Annotated in this window: 24 protein-coding genes and 1 pseudogene; 11 read left to right on the top strand and 14 right to left on the bottom strand. The window is 40.9% G+C overall.

Annotated elements, in window-relative coordinates; all coding sequences use genetic code 11:
- Positions 1 to 10: 10 nt before the first annotated feature.
- The 6 genes from QAI40_RS10370 to QAI40_RS10345 form a co-directional block, all read right to left on the bottom strand.
- Positions 11 to 1,171, bottom strand: coding sequence for an ABC transporter permease (locus tag QAI40_RS10370; protein ID WP_299981498.1), 1,161 nt, complete (start codon positions 1,169 to 1,171; stop codon positions 11 to 13).
- On the bottom strand, positions 1,158 to 1,598 hold the full coding sequence (locus QAI40_RS10365) for a hypothetical protein (protein ID WP_299981496.1): 441 nt from the start codon (positions 1,596 to 1,598) through the stop codon (positions 1,158 to 1,160). The genes QAI40_RS10370 and QAI40_RS10365 overlap by 14 nt, the downstream gene beginning before the upstream one ends.
- A 20-nt stretch (positions 1,599 to 1,618) precedes the next feature.
- Positions 1,619 to 2,086 (bottom strand): DUF2318 domain-containing protein, encoded by a 468-nt coding sequence (locus QAI40_RS10360; RefSeq protein ID WP_299981495.1) that lies wholly within the window; start codon positions 2,084 to 2,086, stop codon positions 1,619 to 1,621.
- Between the two features lie 33 nt (positions 2,087 to 2,119).
- Positions 2,120 to 2,614 (bottom strand): heavy-metal-associated domain-containing protein, encoded by a 495-nt coding sequence (locus QAI40_RS10355; protein ID WP_299981493.1) that lies wholly within the window; start codon positions 2,612 to 2,614, stop codon positions 2,120 to 2,122.
- Positions 2,615 to 2,814: 200 nt separating this feature from the next.
- Complete coding sequence (locus QAI40_RS10350) at positions 2,815 to 4,155, bottom strand: sigma-54-dependent transcriptional regulator (RefSeq protein WP_299981491.1); 1,341 nt, start codon at positions 4,153 to 4,155, stop codon at positions 2,815 to 2,817.
- A gap of 89 nt (positions 4,156 to 4,244) precedes the next feature.
- The gene (locus QAI40_RS10345) at positions 4,245 to 5,354 is read right to left on the bottom strand and encodes an ATP-binding protein (protein WP_299981489.1); all 1,110 of its coding nucleotides are present in this window, start codon (positions 5,352 to 5,354) and stop codon (positions 4,245 to 4,247) included.
- 190 nt (positions 5,355 to 5,544) lie between these two features.
- Between QAI40_RS10345 and QAI40_RS10340 the strand changes: the two genes are divergently transcribed.
- The 3 genes from QAI40_RS10340 to QAI40_RS10330 all read left to right on the top strand — a co-directional run bounded on the left by QAI40_RS10340 (position 5,545) and on the right by QAI40_RS10330 (position 7,307).
- On the top strand, positions 5,545 to 6,123 hold the full coding sequence (locus QAI40_RS10340; RefSeq protein ID WP_299981487.1) for a hypothetical protein: 579 nt from the start codon (positions 5,545 to 5,547) through the stop codon (positions 6,121 to 6,123).
- A 102-nt stretch (positions 6,124 to 6,225) separates the two neighbouring features.
- Positions 6,226 to 6,396: a hypothetical protein gene (locus QAI40_RS10335; protein WP_299981485.1), complete on the top strand. Its 171-nt coding sequence runs from the start codon at positions 6,226 to 6,228 to the stop codon at positions 6,394 to 6,396.
- A 26-nt stretch (positions 6,397 to 6,422) separates the two neighbouring features.
- A complete protein-coding gene (locus tag QAI40_RS10330; RefSeq protein WP_299981483.1) occupies positions 6,423 to 7,307 on the top strand; it encodes a cation diffusion facilitator family transporter in 885 nt (294 codons plus the stop codon).
- Between the two features lie 70 nt (positions 7,308 to 7,377).
- On the opposite strand, the gene QAI40_RS10325 is transcribed toward QAI40_RS10330, so the two are convergent.
- Positions 7,378 to 8,850 (bottom strand): PAS domain-containing sensor histidine kinase, encoded by a 1,473-nt coding sequence (locus tag QAI40_RS10325; RefSeq protein WP_299981481.1) that lies wholly within the window; start codon positions 8,848 to 8,850, stop codon positions 7,378 to 7,380.
- 235 nt (positions 8,851 to 9,085) lie between these two features.
- Here QAI40_RS10325 and QAI40_RS10320 point away from each other — a divergent pair, with 235 nt between their 5' ends.
- From QAI40_RS10320 to QAI40_RS10305, 4 genes are read left to right on the top strand one after another with little or no spacing between them, the layout of a single operon-like run.
- Positions 9,086 to 9,532 (top strand): RrF2 family transcriptional regulator, encoded by a 447-nt coding sequence (locus QAI40_RS10320; protein ID WP_299981479.1) that lies wholly within the window; start codon positions 9,086 to 9,088, stop codon positions 9,530 to 9,532.
- Positions 9,533 to 9,581: 49 nt separating this feature from the next.
- Positions 9,582 to 10,829, top strand: coding sequence for a type III sulfide quinone reductase, selenoprotein subtype (sqr, locus tag QAI40_RS10315; RefSeq protein ID WP_299981477.1), 1,248 nt, complete (start codon positions 9,582 to 9,584; stop codon positions 10,827 to 10,829).
- 9 nt (positions 10,830 to 10,838) lie between these two features.
- On the top strand, positions 10,839 to 11,495 hold the full coding sequence (locus QAI40_RS10310; RefSeq protein WP_299981475.1) for a DUF1641 domain-containing protein: 657 nt from the start codon (positions 10,839 to 10,841) through the stop codon (positions 11,493 to 11,495).
- 46 nt (positions 11,496 to 11,541) lie between these two features.
- The gene (locus QAI40_RS10305; protein ID WP_299981473.1) at positions 11,542 to 12,069 is read left to right on the top strand and encodes a response regulator; all 528 of its coding nucleotides are present in this window, start codon (positions 11,542 to 11,544) and stop codon (positions 12,067 to 12,069) included.
- Between the two features lie 91 nt (positions 12,070 to 12,160).
- Here QAI40_RS10305 and QAI40_RS10300 read toward each other — a convergent pair whose 3' ends face one another.
- Both QAI40_RS10300 and QAI40_RS10295 read right to left on the bottom strand, forming a co-directional pair.
- The gene (locus QAI40_RS10300) at positions 12,161 to 12,595 is read right to left on the bottom strand and encodes an RrF2 family transcriptional regulator (protein ID WP_299981471.1); all 435 of its coding nucleotides are present in this window, start codon (positions 12,593 to 12,595) and stop codon (positions 12,161 to 12,163) included.
- On the bottom strand, positions 12,592 to 13,011 hold the full coding sequence (locus QAI40_RS10295; RefSeq protein ID WP_299981469.1) for a cyclic nucleotide-binding domain-containing protein: 420 nt from the start codon (positions 13,009 to 13,011) through the stop codon (positions 12,592 to 12,594). The genes QAI40_RS10300 and QAI40_RS10295 overlap by 4 nt, the downstream gene beginning before the upstream one ends.
- 203 nt (positions 13,012 to 13,214) lie before the next feature.
- Between QAI40_RS10295 and QAI40_RS10290 the strand changes: the two genes are divergently transcribed.
- Both QAI40_RS10290 and QAI40_RS10285 read left to right on the top strand, forming a co-directional pair.
- Positions 13,215 to 13,649: an MOSC domain-containing protein gene (locus QAI40_RS10290; RefSeq protein ID WP_299981467.1), complete on the top strand. Its 435-nt coding sequence runs from the start codon at positions 13,215 to 13,217 to the stop codon at positions 13,647 to 13,649.
- A 24-nt stretch (positions 13,650 to 13,673) separates the two neighbouring features.
- Positions 13,674 to 15,404: a YcaO-like family protein gene (locus QAI40_RS10285; protein WP_299981465.1), complete on the top strand. Its 1,731-nt coding sequence runs from the start codon at positions 13,674 to 13,676 to the stop codon at positions 15,402 to 15,404.
- 2 nt (positions 15,405 to 15,406) lie between these two features.
- Here QAI40_RS10285 and QAI40_RS10280 read toward each other — a convergent pair whose 3' ends face one another.
- The 5 genes from QAI40_RS10280 to QAI40_RS10260 all read right to left on the bottom strand — a co-directional run bounded on the left by QAI40_RS10280 (position 15,407) and on the right by QAI40_RS10260 (position 18,113).
- A complete protein-coding gene (locus QAI40_RS10280) occupies positions 15,407 to 16,267 on the bottom strand; it encodes a DMT family transporter (protein WP_299981463.1) in 861 nt (286 codons plus the stop codon).
- 76 nt (positions 16,268 to 16,343) lie between these two features.
- The gene (locus QAI40_RS10275; RefSeq protein WP_299981461.1) at positions 16,344 to 16,892 is read right to left on the bottom strand and encodes a cysteine hydrolase family protein; all 549 of its coding nucleotides are present in this window, start codon (positions 16,890 to 16,892) and stop codon (positions 16,344 to 16,346) included.
- A gap of 154 nt (positions 16,893 to 17,046) precedes the next feature.
- Positions 17,047 to 17,418, bottom strand: a complete 372-nt coding sequence (locus tag QAI40_RS10270) for a hypothetical protein (RefSeq protein WP_299981459.1) — start codon at positions 17,416 to 17,418, stop codon at positions 17,047 to 17,049.
- A 106-nt stretch (positions 17,419 to 17,524) separates the two neighbouring features.
- Positions 17,525 to 17,839, bottom strand: a complete 315-nt coding sequence (locus QAI40_RS10265) for a CopG family antitoxin (RefSeq protein WP_299981457.1) — start codon at positions 17,837 to 17,839, stop codon at positions 17,525 to 17,527.
- A complete protein-coding gene (locus QAI40_RS10260) occupies positions 17,832 to 18,113 on the bottom strand; it encodes a BrnT family toxin (protein ID WP_299981455.1) in 282 nt (93 codons plus the stop codon). The genes QAI40_RS10265 and QAI40_RS10260 overlap by 8 nt, the downstream gene beginning before the upstream one ends.
- 190 nt (positions 18,114 to 18,303) lie before the next feature.
- On the opposite strand from QAI40_RS10260, the gene QAI40_RS10255 reads away from it, so the two are divergent.
- Entirely contained in the window at positions 18,304 to 19,347 is a 1,044-nt protein-coding gene (locus QAI40_RS10255; protein WP_304511620.1) for an IS110 family transposase, read from the top strand.
- Between the two features lie 584 nt (positions 19,348 to 19,931).
- A pseudogene (locus QAI40_RS10250) lies at positions 19,932 to 20,129 on the top strand (hypothetical protein); the annotation flags it as partial.

Here is a 20,129-nt window from a genome sequence, read left to right as displayed (position 1 = left end):
TCTTTCTATTTTAAAGTGCTCTTAATGCTTCGCTCGGGTCCATGTTACTGGCTTTAAAAGCTGGATAAAGGCTTGCCAGAAGACTTAAGGCCACTGCCATGAGTATGGAGACAATTCCAAGATTTAAGTTGATTCCGGCAAAGACCCCGTCTTTCATCACGACAGGAATAATACCGTAAGCAATCAGATTTCCGATAACAAATCCCAGGATACCGCCGATGATACCCAGCAACATGGCTTCCAGCAAGATAATCTGCATGACATGCCCTCTTCTGAATCCGATAGCCCTGAAAATTCCGATTTCCCTGGTTCTTTCGTTTACTGATCCCATCATGGTGACCAGAACAAGCAATGAGCCAATGAGAATCACAATAATGGATATACCAAGGCTGAAAGATCTAAACATGTCAATGGACTGCATTTTAGACATGACTGCCTGTTTCATGGCTGTCACCTTTGCATTGGGAAATTTCTCTGCAATCTGCAATGTCAGTTCTGTAATGGGGCATCCCTGGCAAAAGGCCGATATCTCAACCATTGATAGTTTGCCCTGTTTTCCCAGGAGTTTCTGGGCTGAACTTAAATTTGAAATAATGGCATTATCCTCGGCAGCGCCCGTGGGTTTTAAAATCGTTGCCACTTTAAAGGATGTTCCAGAAAGGCTTATGGTATCACCCTGTTTAAATCCCAACAGGCTTGCTACCTGGGACCCCAGCATAACCTCATCTTCTTTTGCAGGAAATGTTCCGCCGGTTTTATGCCACCATGTTTTCAAGGCAAGTTCTTCTTCAAATAATACCCCCATTAACAGGACATTTTTATCATTTACCATTACAGTACCCAGGACTTTCGGGGCAATGATGGAAAGATTTTTATAATTTTTTATGGTTTTGATACCCGGCAGCTTTTCCTGGTCAAATTCCCGGACCTGGTAACTTACGCCGCCCACATCAATACCCCCGTAATTGAGAGACAGGTTTTCGCTTTTAGGAACCATGACAATATTGGCACCGAACTGGTTGAGCCGCTCCTCAATATTCCGGGTCATGCTTTCCGTGATGGAAAGAAGGGTGACCACCGTTGAAATACCAATCACAAGACCCAAAATCAGAAAGAGCATTTTTCCTTTTCTACGTTTTATATTTCCAAAAGAGATATTATGAAGCTTCAAGTTCTTCCTCCTCTTCTTTCATTGTGTTCTGATGCTGACGATGATTGATTTGATTGAGCAGCGTTACATCCAGATTCTGCTGATCAAACTTTGCAGTGATGTTGGAAAGACTGACTATGCGCCGGTCATAAGTAACAACAAGACGTGTCGTATGCTCGTCTTTAACCGTGTTTTTCACCCCTTGAATGGCGTTTATTCCCGTGATGACACCTGCAGGCCATTTAGACTCCGACTCCAGTTTAAAAATCGCATCATCCAGATGGCGTGTGGCCATATAAGAAACCGCCTGGGGAACCGTCACAACACTCAGTCCCACGATAATTACCAGGGATACTACCATTGCAATGGTTCCAAATCCCATGCCTCTTTTTCTTATTCCAAGGACTTTCTCTCTTTTTTCCCGATATTTTTCCGGATCATATGCCATGTAAACACCCTTTCTCTGCATTATTTAAACTTGCAATACCAGGAATTGGTATTGATATCTTTCATGGAAATCACAAGATTATCCCCATCAACCACCCGTTTTAACGGGGCCGGATTGCATCCGCCTTTAATCACATTGATCCTGTCCGTCGCAAACTGTCTGCCGCAATTAGTGCAGATCATGACATTGCCATCCTGGACATATCCTTTGCCGGAACGGTAACAGACATCACAGGAATCAATGGCTGCACGGATCACACCATCCCCACTTTGAACCAGAAAATAATCTACTATGATCCCGTCATCTGACTTTGTCTTAAAGTAATGGGCCTTGCCATCATTGACTTTATTAATGGGAATATACACATTCCCGTCTTTGGGCTTCATGGTTTTAAATTTGCCGCCAAAAAATGCATGAGCATTTGAACCGACTAAAAGTACGATTAAGAGGATGGTAATACAGGTGTTTATTTTCTGAAATAATTTCATTCTTCTCTTCCTTATAAATTAAAGATTTTTTGTTTATTGAGTAACATCCGGAAGTGCGCAGCATGAACCGCCGGACGGTGCTATTGGGTTGGATGAACCTTGATTTCTATTGTTGTTATCAGGAGAAGGGCCGCCGCCACAGCAGCCACCACCGGCAGATGCAAGGCCGGATCGCTTGGAGTCAATGTATGCAAAGGATTCTTTTTCCAAAATGCTGTCAACAGTTTCCAGTTTTCCCGGATATCCGATTTCAGAAAGCTTTTGGGATAGTTTCTCAGCTGTTAACGGCGCAGTAAAATCAATTGCAAGCAACTTTCTAAATAGATTTGCTCCCATGCCTGAATACCCTTCAAGAGATGAAAGACCTGCATTGATCGAGGAAAAACATCCGCCGCAGGACAGACTGTCAATTTTTATCACTGCCCTGTTTAAATTTTGAATTTGCGGTTTTTCTGCCATGACCAGTCCTGTCACTAAAACCAGGACCAATCCTACACCACCAAAAATGATATACGTTATTTTTTTCACAATATCCTCCAATTTTTTAACTTTTTTCATCTGATGCACATCAATAACTCAAGAGACGTGCCAATGGCGCAGGCTTAACCTGAATAACTTATAAAGTATTGAATTTATAATAAAATTAAGATTTATAAAGGAAAGAACAAAAAAGAAAAGTAATGAACCTGCAGACTATTCTACATAAAGGTGTAGAATAGTCTATAATTTTATATTTTATATTTCCCCAGCCGGTATAAAAGAACGTGCCTGGGTATTTTTAACAATCGGGCAGCTTCCGACCGATTTTGGCCGGCCTTTTCAAGTGCTTTAATAATATAACTTTTTTCAATATCCTCCAGGGCAATCCCTTTATCCGGAATAACAGGCGTAAAGGTTGCAGCCGATGGTTCATGAACAAGCAACTGAAGATCTTCAGGTTCAATCACCGTCTTTTTCCTTAAAATAATACATCGCTCGACAATATTCTGCATTTCCCTGATATTCCCAGGCCATTGATAAGCCTTTAGTACTTCCAGGGCTTTAGGAGAAAAAAAAACATCCCGGGGCGCATCAAACTTCTTTAAAAAATGCTTTACCAAGGCAGGAATATCTTCGATTCGTTCCCTTAAAGGGGGGATAAACAATGGAATCACGCTTAACCGATAATACAAATCCTCCCTGAATTCCCCCTGGGTTATTCTTTTTTGAAGATCCAGATTTGTGGCAGCAACAATCCTGATATCTAAAGTCTTTACCCTTTCCGATCCCACGGGCTGGACTTCTTTTTCCTGGATTGCCCGTAATAGTTTAACCTGGATATCGGTTGCCAGTTCTCCTATCTCATCTAAAAAAAGTGTCCCGCCGGAAGCAGTTTGGAAATGGCCTTTCCTGTCTTTTATGGCACCGGTAAAAGATCCTTTCACATGGCCGAAAAGCTCACTTTCTAATAATCCTACAGGAATGGCCGCACAATTGACAGCAACCATGGGACCATTACTTCGGGGGCTGTTCTGGTGAATCAACCGTGCCAAAACTTCTTTACCAGTACCGGATTCACCGGTAATTAAAACCGTTGCCTCACTGTTTGCCGCCCTGGATGCTGTTTCCAGCAGTTCTTTCATGACAGAGCTTGCTGACACAATGCCTTTGGTACCGGTAAGACGATTAATTTCACTTGCCAGCAGTTTTGTTTTTGAGCGTAACCTTTTAAGTTCCAGTGCCTTCTTACAGGACAAAATAAGGGTATCCCGATCAAACGGTTTGGTGATAAAATTAAAAGCTCCCTTGTGCATGGCCTGGACAGCCATTTCAATGGATCCGAATGCCGTCATGATAATCACCGGGATATCCGGGGCATCTTTTTTTATCTTTGCCAGAATATCAAGCCCGTTCATATCCCCTAGTTTAACATCCGTCACCACAAGATCCGGAGCACGTGTTTCAAAACGTTCAAGACCCTGTGCGCCCGATGCTGCTGTTACAACATTAAACCCTTTTGCGGTCAGATTGTATTCTGTAACCCGTCTTAAACTTTGATCATCATCAATTAATAATATTGTATCAGACATATTGGATACTCTCATTAGTTAGTGTTTGAACGGCTCGTAGAGGAGCAATGCTCACAAACTCACCCAAACACGGGGTTTTCGGTCAGGTACTAGTTATAAATTTTTGTAGGCAAATATATTGTAAAAGCCGCGCCGCCAAGGGTTGATTCTTCAATAACTATTTTTCCTCCTAAACTTTCAACTATCTTTTTTGAAATGGAAAGCCCAAGCCCTGTTCCCTCTTCCTTGAATGTCACAAATGACTGAAACACTTCTTTGACCAAATCTTCATCAATACCAGGTCCATCATCTGAAATACTGATAAAATACCCATTTTCATGTTTTCCAAATTCAATGAGAATCCTGCCGTTTTTTTCAACAGCATCAACTGCATTGATAATAATATTCATCAAGACTTGAATCATGGCGGCTTCGTCTGTCACAAACCCATTCTTGTCAGATTCCGACTGGATGGACACCTGGATGGATTTTTCCTTCAGTCCTGATTCAAGGAGCAGGACCACCCGGTTAATAATTTTCTCAACGGATTCCTGCCGGCCTTTGTCACGATGCTGCTGCCCTCTGCAATATTTTAAGACATCTTCAACTGAATGATTCAGCCTTGAAATTTCAGAGCGCATAATTTCAATAAATTCATATTTTGGATGATTCTCCGGCACCTCATCTGCCAGGATTTCAGCTGCCCCCTTTATGGAAGCCAGGGGATTTTTTATTTCATGGGCCAGGGAAGCAGACACATGGCCCAGCAGGGAAAGTTTCTGACTTTCTCCCAATTGTTTTTCCGCTTCTACAAGCTGGGAAGCCTGGTCGTGAAGGCGTTTATACGATCCAGCCAATTTTTCCGAAAGGTTTTTATATTTTTCCTTTAATTTATTTTCCCTGCTTGAAATAAGCCCGATTACAACCCCGGCGGCAAGATAAAATAATATTTCCGACAATTCACTGTAGTAAGCTTCCGGTCCCCTTGCCCAGAACATGTAAAGATGAGGGACAAATGCCAGACAGGAAAGAACAGCAAGACAAATCCCTCCCCGTAAACCGTACAAAATGGCACCGATAGCAATGGGAAAATAGCATAGCCTCCGATAGGTATCATGGTAAAAAATCATGTATCCAGGAGTAAGGGTGTGAAGGACACCAATCATCACAACAAAGGCCAACAACAACAAAAACAAGAGACGTTTCATGTTTGGTTTCATAGCAAATCCAAAGGAGTCAAAAGCATATTATATTTATCAAACATGAAACTTACAAGAACCAATTTATATTTTCCCTTAATAAAAAGCCGTCATTTTATTCTCAGAACATCCAAAATAACTGGAATTAAAACAATAATACTGCTAAAAAGGAACTATAATGAATGACATTTAATCTTCAAGGAGACGAATTATGAAATTAATTAAACTAAGTTTATCTTTGTTCTTTGCTATTCTTTTATTATTAGTTTCAAGCAATGCAATGGCAGACAAATATTCAGATGCCATTGACGTGTTTAATAAGTCTGATGCTGTAAAACCATTTTTTAATAAGGCATATGGATATGCCGTGTTCCCAACTGTTGGAAAGGGTGGAATTGGTTTGGGCGGCGCCTATGGTTCAGGCAGAGTATACAAACAGGCAAAAATATCAGGCACAGCCACACTGATGAAAATAAGTGTTGGATTCCAACTGGGAGGACAGGTCTTCAGTCAAATCATTTTCTTCCAGGACAAACGCTCCTATGATGAGTTTACAGGCGGAAATTTTGAATTTGACGGTTCTGCGTCTGCTGTCATCATCACAGCGGCAGCCCAGGCACAGGCAAGTACCCAGGGTACTACGGCCGGGGTAAGTCTGGGACCCGCCACAGGCACCCAGGCAGAAACTAGTTACACTAAAGGAATGGCCATATTTATCCACACTCTGGGGGGGTTGATGTATGAAGTGTCCATTGGCGGACAAAAATTCTCATTTACGCCCATAAACTGAGTTAACTTATTTTATCCGCTACCCTGACCGGATATTGAAAGACGTATTATTCCATCTGAAACAACAAACAGACATCTGCCGGTTTCAAGCAAAACTTGCAAAATGGTATCAAGTACATCAGCGAAAGCTGCCGCTATCGTCACAAAAGGCTTAAACGGTGCAATATCGGATGACTTTTATCAGTTTAAAAATCTGCCCGGGGTAGGGGACTATATTGGTGCGGCTGTCCAGAGTATTCCCATGATTGAAGAAGAATCAAACCACTTTATTTAAGCCTAACTTTGGATTATATTGTTTAAATGGATAAAAGAGCACAAATTCAAAATATCACCCTGATAGGTCTTGTGATAAATATTCTCCTTTCCGTAACTAAATTTTTAATTGGATTTTTTGGCAACAGCCAGGCGGTTGTGGCAGACGCCCTGCACAGCTTTTCAGACACAACTTCCGACCTGGTCATTTTGTTCGGGGTAAAATACTGGACCGCTCCTCCGGATGATGACCACCCATACGGACATCAGAAAATTGAATCTTTTATTACCATTATTATCGGGCTTATCCTTATTCTTGTGGCCTGCATAATTGGATATAACGGTATTATTTCACTACAGGAAAGAAACCAGCATCAATTGAAGTGGATCGTCATTATCGGTCCGCTTATCTCAATTATTATAAAAGAACTCCTTTTCAGAGTAACATACAAGGTTGGAATTAAAACCAATTCTTCTTCCCTTAAAGCCAATGCCTGGCACCATAGAACCGATGCATTGTCCTCCATTCCCGTCCTTGTTGCAGTTGTTGCATCTTTAATAGATCCAAGATTAGGATTTCTGGACCATATCGGAGCCATCGTAGTGTCGGCTTTTATTATTAAAATAGGCCTGGAAATATTTTTCACCAATATCAATGATCTTTTGGACACTGGAATTTCAAAGGAAAAAATCATTGAAATGGAAAAAACCATAAACCATATACAAAATGTCAGAGGGGTTCACAAATTAAGAACCCGGAAACTTGCCAATTATATTTATATTGATCTTCACCTGGAAGTTGACGGGGAATTGTCTGTTATACAGGGGCATGATATATCTGAAGAGGTAAAACAGACTCTTATTCAAAACAACCCGAAAATCATCGATGTCATGATTCATCTGGAACCCTGTCAGGAAAGCTCTTTTCAATAGAGATTTTATCAAAACCCGGCAAAGCGGTTGTCCTCATCACACCGGAAAATAACGACAGTCCTTTTTAAAATCAGTCTGAAATTTTTGGCAGTCTCCCCCTGATCAGGCGTATCCTGAAAATCGAACCCTGCCCTTTTTTTGAAAGTACACTGATATTCCCGCCATGTTCCTGGATAATCTTTTGGGTCATCAAAAGTCCAAGACCTGTACCTTCCAGTCCTTTGGTGGTAAAAAATTTATTGAACAGTCTCTGCCTGTGATCTTTGTCAATACCACATCCATTGTCTTTAATTTCAATATAGATGGCACCTTCTTCTTCATACACTTTAACCCAGATTTTTTTGTCCCTGTTTTTGTCTATATCGACAAATGCATCAATGGCATTACCGACAAGGTTTGTCACACATTCATGTATCTTTTCATAATCAAGCGGGGCCGGTGCAATCTGCTGATCAATCTGTAGTTTGATCTCAATTTCATTTTCCTGAACTTTAGCGGCAAAAGATTCAACAACTTCGGTTACAATATCTGCCGGATTACTCAAGGTCGGTGTTATGGTCCTGAACCTGGAATAATTTAAGAATGCTTTTGAGAACAGACGGATACGCTCAATATTTCTGGTCAGCGTTTCAATCCCCTTATGGACTCTTTTGATGTCTCCTTTTCCTATTCCGGATTTGAGAAAATACATCCCCCCATCCAGGGCATTGATCAGGTTCTTAATCCCATGGGCCAGGCCTGCAACCGTCTGTCCGACAATGGCCATACGCTCGGCTTCGATTTTTTCTTTTTCAAGCTTTTTCACCTGACTGATATCGTGAACTGAAAACGCCATACCGATTGTCTTCTGAAGATCTTGTAGTTTATTCCCGATTAAACGGCCATAAAACTTGTCTCCATTGCTCCGTTTGAGTTCTGCTTCAGGTAGATAAACATGCTCTCTGCCCTCGGATACCTGGGCAAGAAAGCCTTTAGGGAGCATGGTATTAATATCCTCAAGGGAGACAATCTGCCCTTGATCAATATTAAACAGACTTCTGGCAGCTGAATTAAACACTTCCACCTTGCCTCTTTTGCTGATCCCCACGATCCCGTCCATGGAAGTATTAATCAATGATTCAAGATAATTATGGGCGGCTTCCAGACTGTCCTGCAATTTCACGGTCTTGGAAATATCCACCGCCATCTCCATGACCAGACCAAATTTTCCATCTTCATCTTTTAATGGAATGGTAATGACATGCATATTCAAGGTTCTGCCGTCACTCAATTTCCAGATATGATGACCGGTATGCTGTAGTCCGTCTTCAAAGCTCCGTCTTGCCGTACATTCGATGCATTTTTCTGTTCTGCCCTTTAATGCTGAGTAACAATACTCACCCTTAAGATTTTTAATCATATCTTCAGCCCGCTTATTGGCCCTGGCAATTTTAAAATCTTTGTCAATGATCATGATATGACAAGGTACCTGCTCAAATAAAAGCTTGTATTCTTCTTCGGTCTTTTTGAGCCGGATTTTTAAATCTTGTGTCGGTTCTTTCATCTCTATATTCCTTTGGCGATAAACATTAATTTAAATTGAGTCAAAAAAATAATGCTTGAAAAATCATTTGTTTTCAGTATGTTACCTTGTATTTTTTAAAATTGACATGTTTTATTTTGGTTTTCCCCATTTTCCCCCTTGACAATACATTCACTTTTCTCTAATCTATACTAAATTGATATAGATTATATTAGTAGGGAATACAACCACAAAAATAATTTTACTTTTTATCATTATGAAACTTGCAACTCAAGTCAGATACGGGACCAGAATATTACTTGACCTGGCAAAGCACCAGAACAATGGGATAGTACCAATGGGTGACATTTCATCCCGCCAGAATATCTCCCTTAAATATCTTGAACAGCTTATCATTCCGATTAAAAACGCAGGATTTGTAGCAAGTAAACGGGGGCCAAAAGGAGGATACCGCCTGGCAAAAAGCCCGGATCAAATCACATTGGCCCAGATTATCCGCGTGTTTGAAAAAGAGCACGCACCCCAAGAAATCTCCGGTGACACGTCAAGTTATTCAGAACACCAGGATTCTCTTATACGCGAGGCATGGGATGAAGCCATTGAAGCCTTTTACAACCGGTTGGAAAAAGTGACCCTTATAGACCTGTCCATCGGGACAACTCAAAAACTTTGGAAAAGTTCGGATTTACTAATTTTTACGTGATGAAAAATAAATGTACTATTATTATTAATTTTTTAACAAGGAGAGATGAATGAAAAAGATTGTAATACTTGGATCTGGTGCCGGCGGAACCATGTGTGCTGCCAAACTGAGAAGAGAGCTGGGCCGGGACTGGGAAATCACGATTATTGATAATGATGAAATGCATCATTATCAGCCGGGATGGCTTTTTATTCCCTTTGGAATTTATACGGCTGAAGACTGCCAGAAACCCAAACGTGACTTCATTCCCTCCGGTGTGGAATTTGTACTGGATGAAGTTGTCGGCGTGAATCCTGACAAAAGAGTAGTTGAATGTGAAAAAGGCAAATATGACTATGACTATCTGATCGTTGCCACCGGCTGCCATCCAGTACCCGAGGAAGTGGAGGGGCTGGAAAACTGGAAACCCGATACAAAAGCCAATGAGCATACCTTTTTCACCCTTGAAAGTGCCTGTGCACTTTATAAGAGGATGAAATATTTTGAGAAGGGTAAAATGATTTTCAACATCGCTGAAATGCCGCATAAATGTCCTGTTGTGCCCATGGAATTTATCTTTATGGCAGACTGGTTCTTTGCTAAAAATGGCTGCCGGGACAATATTGAAATTGAATTTGTCACCCCAAATACCGGCATTTTTACCAAACCCATTGCGACCAGAGTTATGACGGCTACTGCTGAAGAAAAAGAAATTCTGGTGACTCCGAACTTTGACCTTACTACCGTGAATACAGAAGAAAAATATATTGAGTCTGCAAGGGGCGACAAAATAGATTATGATCTTTTTATTTCCACCATGCCGAACCTGGGTGCGGATTATGTGGAAAACTCAGGAATGGGTGATGGTATGGGGTATGTACTGACAGACCATCATACGCTCCAGGCGGAAAAGTATGAAAATATTTATGTGGTGGGCGATGCAACCAATGTTCCCACTTCCAAGGCCGGTTCGGTTGCCCATTATGAAGCAGATATTATTGTTGAAAATCTGCTTCTTGAAATTGACGGAAAAGAGCCCAAACCTTCTTTTGACGGTCATTCAACCTGCTTTATTGTTTCCGGTTATGACAAAGCCTTCCTGTTTGACTTTAACTATAAAACAGAACCGCTTCCCGGCAAATTCCCGTTCCCGGGTGTCGGACCCTTTGAGCTTGTAGGTGAAAGCAACATGAACTACTGGGGCAAGATGATGTTTAAATGGGTATACTGGAATCTTCTATTGTCCGGACAGGATATGCCGCTTGAGCCGCAGATGGCGATGGCTGGAAAACATTGGCCCAAAGTTGAAACAGAATAGGAGGCTGATATGACGAATGAAGAGTTGATACTCGAAAAGCTTGACCGTCTTGAAACCCAGATACAACCTTTGATTAAGACCAGCGAGAAATTTGCGGAACTGAAAAATGATCTGATTCCCATCGGCAATCATGCCACTGCTCTCTTAATCAATGAACTGACTGAGGTGGAAGCCGGTTTCCAGCTTGAAGATTTTATGTCCCTGACCAAAGAGGCCATGAGAAATACCCAGAACTTTATATTTGCCTTAAAGCAGATGGCCAGTATTATAGAATTTGTAAAAGACCTTGAGCCTTTGCTTAAGTCAGCTGTCCCCCAGATTATTCATTACCTGGATGAACTGGAGCAGAAAGGTGTATTCAGGATGATAAAGGCTACTGTTGATCTGCGTACCAAAGTTGCTGCCACCTATACTGGTGAAGATATTGAGGTCATGGGTGACGGCCTTGTCGCCCTTCTCGGACTGGCCAAAAGCCTTTCAGATCCCAAGGCAATTGAACTCTTAGAAAAACTGTCGCAGATTCCTTCCAAGGTTGAACTGGAAAATGCAAAAAGTGTTGGGGTTTTCGGGCTTGCATCTGCCGGGTTCAATCCTGAAATCGGCAAAGGGCTCGGGGTTCTCATGGAGCTTACAAAGGCCATGGGCAGAATTCAACCTGAGACATAAAAGGAAGAGTATTCGGTACAACAATTAACTGAAAAAGGAAGAATCTATGGTAAACGCTTCTGAAAAAAAAATACTTGTAGTGGACGATGAGCCTGATGTGAGAAATTTTCTGGCCACTTGTATTCAGGACGCAGGCTTCATGGTAGATTCAGCTGTTGACGGGCAGGATGCGCTTGAAAAGATTGAAAAGGAAATACCGGATCTGATGACCCTTGATATGGTCATGCCAAGAAAATCCGGAATTGAGCTGATTCGGACATTAAGAAAGAATGACAAATGGTCCAAGCTGCCTGTCATCGTTATTACCGCCCATGCCCGAAATGAATTTGCAAGTGAAGACATAAAAAGCTTTAATGCCTTTACATCCGGGCTTAAACCAAGACGGACAATAGAAAAACCAGTGACTCCGAAAGTTCTGGTAAATACCATTTGCGAGATCCTTGATGTTGAACCTGAACACGATATTACCACAGATAAGGGACTCTCATCTGATGAAGAAAACCTTGTCAAGATGATACAGAACAGCGATTCAAAAATACTTCAGCAGATTAAAAACCTGCTCGGGGCTGATTAGATTCCCCTGTCATACCTGATGCGTGCAGCTGACAATGGTTATCGGCTGCATGCATTCTTCCTTGTTTTATGCACAGGTGCTCACAGGTTTATCAGGAAGCGCAGACAGCTCGATTATTTTTACCATTATTGTGTATCAAATCGGCAATACTGATACCGTCAAGCTTTTCATATAAAACTGATGTAGCATCATGCCAGGCATTCCGAACAAGGCAGTCAGCTGCCATTTCACACTTTTCAGGAGAACTGACGCATTCTACCAGGTCTGTCTGCCCTTCAAAAAGCCGGACAATCTGACCAAGGTATATTTCAGTAGGGTCTTTTGCCAGCAGATGCCCACCTTTCGGGCCTCTCACGCTTTTTACAATATCAGCCTTCTTTAAAGTGCGCAAAATCTGTTCAAGGTATTTTACTGATATCTTTTGATTTGATGATATTTTACTGACCTGAATGGCACCCTGATTTAACTGCAACGCAAGCTCAATTAAAATCCTTGTTCCATAGCGGGTCTTTGTTGAAAGCTTCATTGAGTTCCTTCCAAAGCCTTTGAAAGCCTTTTTGAGAATATACTTCCCAGGCGCCTGTAGAATGTAACAGCAGCTTTTGGATACCGGTTAAAAATATCTTCAATTTTGTCTTTTGAAATCTTTAAGACTTTTGTTTGGCCACGACAGATACAGGAAGCAGTGTATATTCCTTTTTCAACAATGGATGACCAGCCAAACACCTCACCCGGCTCTGTAAGGTTGCATATTATCAGCTCCTTGTCCTTTATCAGCAGATCAATGTTGCCTTTTTCCAAAATATAAAGGAAATCCGCCTGCCTGCCTTTTTCAAAGATCGCTGCACCTTTTTCAAAAATTTCCGCGACACAGCTATTTTCAATTTCCTTGATCACTTCTACATCAACTCCTTCGAAAAAATTCATTTCATAAATATTCATTTTTACCTCCTTTCATTAATATTATTAGTATTATAAGAAAAGGCATACAGTATAAATTTACTATACTAAATTAGTATACATAATTTTAGTATACATTTAAAGCATTGTTTTTATATTGTATTTTTATACTACAATGTGATATAAATACATTCTTATGTTAGAATTTATTTATATTAATTTAATTATTTTTCAGGAGAAGACGGGTGAAGATAGTCTCCATAGCCATCAGTAAGAAAAGAGGCACGACCAAAAAATATATTGAAACGGCAGAACTAATTGAAAACCACGGGATAAAAGACGATGCCCACGCAGGCGACTGGCACAGGCAACTGAGCTTTCTGGCTTCGGAAAGTATTGAAAAGGCCAGCAGCGAAGAATTTAAATTAAACTTTGGAGATTTTGCTGAAAATATTGCCACAACCGGGATTGACTGGAAAAGTCAGCCCATCGGCCAGGTTTTCAAACTCGGGGATGAAGCGCTTGCAGAAATAACCCAGATCGGAAAAGAATGCCATAAAAAATGTGCCATATATTATCGAACCGGGGATTGCATTATGCCCAAAGAAGGTGTATTTGCTAAGGTCCTCAAAGGCGGTACAATTAAGGTCGGGGACAAAATAGAACGGATCAACAAGTAGAGAAAACTGTATGAAGGACGATTCATGAGCTATAAAATTGAGTTAACGGATGCCCATAAAGGCTATACATATGACCAGGACAAGATCATGTCTCCGGAAGAGACTGTGGCAGGATTTAAAGAGAAAACAGCCAAACTGAATCTTGATATTTTAAGCCGGACCCGAAGGATTGATAACGGACGATTGGACATACCGATTTTTTTCAGTGAATGCGGTACAGACGCTAAAGATGTGGTCGGCACCAAAAAACAGATGGGTAAAGGCGGAACACCCGCACAATCAGAAGCCAGTGCAGTGATGGAACTGGCAGAACGGTTCAGCTTTTTTTCTTTTATGAAAAAAGAGGAAAACTTTTTTTATTCAACCCCAAAGGAGTTGGGAGAAAAAGCGCTTTCCTACGAACAGATCATTAAATCTGTCCATGATAACGAAAAAGACGCATTAAAAGTAAAACAAATCTTTGATGAGTTGCCCTTAAAATGGACCAGAGGATATAATCTGACAAAAAAACAAGAAGTCCTGATTCCCTTTAACTGGTTCTACATGATTAATGAATTTAACGGACCCAGCGCGGGTAATTGTACGGAAGAGGCATTAAGCCAGGGGATTTGCGAATTGGTCGAACGTCATACCTCTTCCATTGTCAGCCATGAAACCTTAAATGTTCCCGGAATCAACCTTGATTCTTTTACCGATCCTCTGGTCATTGAAATGCTGGGTAAATATAAAAAAGAGGGGCTTCGTGTTTATGCTTCTGATTTTTCTCTGGATACAGGCATATCCACCATTGGTGTTCTTGCCTGGGACCCTGTCACCTTTCCTGACATGAGTGAAATCGTCTGGACTGCAGGAACATCGCCCGACCCTGAGAAAGCCATGAGCCGTGCCCTTACGGAAACAGCCCAGCTTGCCGGAGACTTTAATTCAGGCTCCAATTATGTGGCCAGCGGCCTGCCCAAATTCACCAACATTGAAGATGCCCGATTTATCACCCATCCTGAAAAAATGATCAACATAGATACATTACCTGATCTTTCAAACAATAACATTAAAACCGAGGTGGAAAATCTGATCCAAACACTGAATAAAAAAGGATATCAGGTTCTTGCCATCAGCACCCTGCATGAAGCACTTGAGGTTCCGGCTTTTTATGCGATCATTCCCGGAGCCCATTTCAGGGAGAGAGCGGTTGCCGCCAGCGTGGGTATGTTTTCCGCCAGATTAATTACGGAAAGCTTTGATCCTGTCCAGGCCCTGTCAAGACTGGATGATCTGGAAAAGGCCTTACCCGGAAAATACTATACAAGCTTTTACAAGGGCCTGATGCTCAACGCCATTTATAACCAGACGGCCGCTTTAACCGAATTTGAAACTGCGCTGAAAAGAGATCCTGTAAAACTGAATATGCCTGATATCTGTTCCCACATGGGGGCATGCTTAAAAGATCTTGAACAATATGAAAGAGCCATTGAAATCTGCACACAAGGTCTTGCCATTGATGAGCAGCGCCCGGACATGTTTAATACCATGGGAGTCTGTCATTTTATGCTGAAAAACCATGAAACAGCCATTACCTGTTTCGAAAATGCACTTGAGGTGGACCCCTCCCTTGCCATCAACTATGCCAATATCGGTTCAAACTACAGGGAACTGGGAGAAATTAAGCTTGCTGTCGAATATTATGAAATGGCCCTGAAAATCGATCCATCCATTACATTTGCCAAAGATAATATTGAAAAACTGAAAACCAAATAGCTTTATCCAAACAGGCTGATGATTCCAGCCCCTGTGATCATGATGATGCCACCTGCAAAACTAAGGCTTTTAATTTTTTCTTTTAAAACCAGAATGCCGATCAACATAGTGAACAATACGCCCAGCCGCCTTACCGAAGAGACGTATGCCACCGGCCCAAGGCTTATGGCAGTATAGTATGACAAAACAGTGAATGTGCTGAAAAAAGCCGGCCACAGTGTCTTTTTTAATTTGGAAAAAGAAAAATCGCCCTTATCTGACCAAATAGCAAACGGAAATAATAACAGGGAGATGAGGCCAATCTCAGACACAGCCCAGAACAATGCATCGGTCTGGTTCACACCGATTTTATGAAAGCTTGAACTCACACCCCAGATACAGGCTACCGCCAGCATCACCATAGAGCTTTTATCCTTGGAAACACTCTTAACCGGAGATAAAACACCGTCCCACGTTTCAATATTGAGAATATAAGATCCAAACACCACTACCAGGACACCTGAAATACCGATCAAAGATAAATTTTCATGGATAAGTACAGGGGTCACAAACAGCTGAACTACCGGGATGAAACAAAGCATGGGAATGATTTTTGACAGATCACCCTCTTTAATGGCCCAAAGATATAATACCGTTGCCAGGGAATCCAAAATTGCCGCAATAATCAGAACCCCTGCAAATGATAGTGTGATGGTGTGATAATTCAAAAAAATAATATTAAGGGCAAGAATGATGAGGAACATGAAAAAATTAAGCCCCCAGCTCATAAACGCTGGAGAAAGATTTTTCCCGGCCTTTTTTACGGCAAATTCCCTTAAACTCAAGGTGATGGACGATATCAGTGCAAGAACGAACCAGTTCATCCCACCTTATTATCACTCATTTTTATTAAAAGAAACCTTTGATCATCCTGGCCAGGTTCCCTTGTATTTAAGCCTGTTATTCAATTTTGAAGAATTCTTTTGCAGTCAACACTTTAGCAAAAACAGCTTTTAGAGAAGCCATAAATGCAGTTTGAACTTCCGATGCTTTAACAATCCTGCCTTCAAATTCTAAATCTCTCGCTGCGCAGGCATCATAAATTACGGTACAGGTGTACCCTAAATCAAAGGCGGCACGAATAGTTGTATCAATGCACATATGCGTCATTGCGCCACAAACAATCAATTCTTTTACTTCTGACCTTTGTAATAAATCATTAAGCTCTGTATCACGAAATGCGCTTGGAAAGTGCTTCACAACCACAGCCTCTTTTTCTTTGGGTTTTACACTTTCATGTATTTCACTGCCTTTCGTATTCGGAAGAAAGAAATTAGATCCTTCTCCAATGGCAATGTGTTGAATATGAAATATCGGCGCTTTTTTTTCCCTGAAGCTATTCAGCAAAAACCGGCAGTTTTCTGAGGAGTTTTCCATACCAGCCAGCTCCATATTGCCGCCTTTGAAATAGTCATTTTGAACATCAATGATAACTAAGCCTTTTTTCATTTAAATCTCCATATATTATTTGTCTATCATTGTTTGAAAAGGATCCGGCACCTTTTTAAGGCCACGCTGATGGGCCGAGCAGTGCGAAGCGCCGCTTTGCGAGGTCCCAACGGCCGACAGGGAGCGACTCCAGCACCTTATGTTGCCTGTCCTACTAAACGAAAGCATAAATAAGAAATGCACCAAATGCCGCTGCTAAGAAACCGCCAACACGACCAAAAGGCTTTACAAAAGACAAAGCCCATGACATTAACCGATTAAAATTGCGGCGCCCTATTACAGATAAAGATATAGCGGCAACAATAGAAAGCCAACCAAGAATCTCAATTACAAACGGAAATTTAGATACGTTGGATTGATATATCAGTAAAACACCAAGAATTAGTCTTACTACAATAGCCAGAATATGTAGTCCTACCTTGTCTAAATTGTTTCGCAGAAAGCCGAATATAACTTCCGGGTTTATTATAATGACTATTCCGGCCAACAGAATCAGAGAACCAAATATCATTATCAATACGGTCATAATCTATTTCCTATAGCAACACGTTTAGCTGAGTGGTCGGGGGGTTTAATACCGATAACCTCTGTATAATTACAATTTTTTTAAAGCTAAAACCTTCAAAAGCCGCTCAGTAGCCCCCGATCCCCTTGAGCGGTTTGTTCGGTCTTGGTTTCTCTATCAGGTAACCAGAAACATAACGGTGCAGAACGCTAGACATAAGTGTTTGATACGGAATTCCATTCTCTGCAGCAAGAGCCTGGATTTCCTCTAAAACTTTAGAAGAAATTCTAATATTAACCCTTTTATCTTTTTTCAAAGTGTTACGTGCATACTGTTGATGCTTTAGTATTTCTTCTTTAACATTTTTCACAGATTTCCATTCACCTCTTTCAAAGGATTCCAGAGTTTCTTGTTCATCTTTATCGAGTTTAATTTTATTCATTCTTTCCTCCTAAATATTCTCGAGTGGCCTTACGACTTGGAATTATAGTTTTTAAAAATTTGCTATTTTCATCTTCGACAAATGGAACAAGGTAGGCATAATTATTGATTTCAACCACAAGTAATTGCTGATTAGGATATTTTTTTTGGTTAGGATGATCTACAATATCAAGAAGATCACCTCGTTCAACATGCATAGCTATTTGTTCAAAACTTATACCACGTTCTATTTTAAGCTTTTCGTTTTTTTCTTTATTCCATTCATAATGGCCCATGCATTAAATTTAATACAATGTGTGCTTAATGTCAACACATTTTTGAGCTGGAGACCGAACGTGGAGTTCACAGGCCCGCGCTGTTTGCGGGTCCAGTGGAACAATTTGATAATCATTGAGCCTTTCCTTTGCAGCAGCATATTATTATGCTGCAAAAGGCGATTAATCTTTAAACAAAGGAGAAGACTCAATGAAATTCTATACTAAGCAACATGATTATTATTGTGGCATCGATCTACATGCCAGGTCAATGTATCTTTGTATCCTGGATTCAAAAAGCCAGGTAAGACTCCATAAGGATATTAAAACTTCACCGGATGCTCTTATGAAGGCCATCGAACCATACCTTGATGGCCTTGTGATTGCAGTGGAGTGTATGTTCTCCTGGTATTGGGTGGCAGATTTCTGTGAAGATAACAATATTACCTTTATCCTGGGCCATGCTTTATACATGAAAGCCATTCATGGCGGTAAAGCCAAGAATGATAAGATTGATTCTCATAAGATTGCCAGCCTGGCAAAGGGTGGTACATTCCCCATGGCATTTGTTTACCCGAGAGCCATGCGATCCACAAGAGATCTGATGAGACGAAGAATGCACCTGATGAGAAAGCGTGCCGAACTTTTGAGTCATATCCATAATACAAACACCCAATACAATTATGACCAGCTGGGTAAGAACCTGAGATATAAAAGTAACCGAACACTTGTGGATGGCAGGTTTGCCGATCCAAGTGTACAAAAAAGCGTTGATCTTGATATCAATTTAATCAATTTCTATGACGAACAATTGAGGGGGATTGAATATTATATCAGGAAACATGCCAAAATTAATGATTATGAAAGTTACATGCTATTGAATTCAGTTCCCGGTATCGGTCAAATTATCAGTCTGGTCATACTTTATGAAATTTATGATATTAAACGGTTTTCCAGGGTTCAGGATTTTGCTTCCTATGCCCGACTAGTGAAGTGTAAAGCTCAGTCAGCAGGCAAATCCTATGGAACCTCAGGTGCTAAAATCGGTAATGCTCATTTAAAATGGGCTTTTTCTGAAGCAGCAGTTCTATTTTTAAGGGGTAATCCCAGGGCAAAAGCCTATGTGGACAAAATGGCCCGGAAACATAATAAGGGCAAAGCACTTTCTATTTTGGCCCATAAAATAGGCAGAGCCGTGTATTTTATTCTAAAAAGGAAAAAGGCATTTAATATGGACCAGTTTTTACCGGCCTGATCAGTGTGCTGCCATATCTCGACGTCTAACTGGGGCTTATTTGAATACTTTCATTTATGATACAAAGATATAAACTATTGCAGCCAGACTGCCGGAGTATCATTAAAGTAAAGTCTGACAAAGAACCCATGCGATTTGATTAGAGTGGCAGCACCCGCAGCATTTAATCCGGGCTCCGACGGATAATTGTGGTCCATTCTCGCCCGGATTAAATGCTGCTATCATAATTAACAAGTTTAAGATCCTGCGCCTCACCTGACCCTGAAACTAACTGGATGGTCTCAGAGTCATTGGGATTAAGCCCGTACCTTTTGAAAAGGGCAGCATGAGGTCACCGAATATATTCTAGGGCGTTTGCCTGAACCAAGCATCAAAGGTAAACCATCAGCATTAAAGCTGAGTAAGAGACCCTCTATATGTGTTTGTAGCAGGTTTAAAGACTACATTTTTTGAATTTAAGTCAGGAGATTCTTTTTGTTAACGCTATATTAAAGGAAAATGGCTTTTTCCCTAAAAAATTTTATTGCCTATTGACTAGAGGGTGGCTCATATGGGTTGGACAACTGATTATTGAAAAATTCAATATGGATCAATTTGAAGAAGATCTGCTGGAACAAATCTTTGACTTTATGATCAGGGACTTTTCAGAGTATGCATTAAAACTCTATTCAAAAACAGACACCTCGGATATCCAGATGGAATACTGCCAGAAAATGATTAAAACCGGTAAAGGATATAGAAAGATTCTCAAGAATCTGGGAACATCATGTAATTTCATTAAA

The organism is Desulfobacula sp. (assembly GCF_030611305.1).
Taxonomy (GTDB): domain Bacteria; phylum Desulfobacterota; class Desulfobacteria; order Desulfobacterales; family Desulfobacteraceae; genus Desulfobacula.
This window is presented reverse-complemented; position numbering and strand designations above follow the sequence as displayed.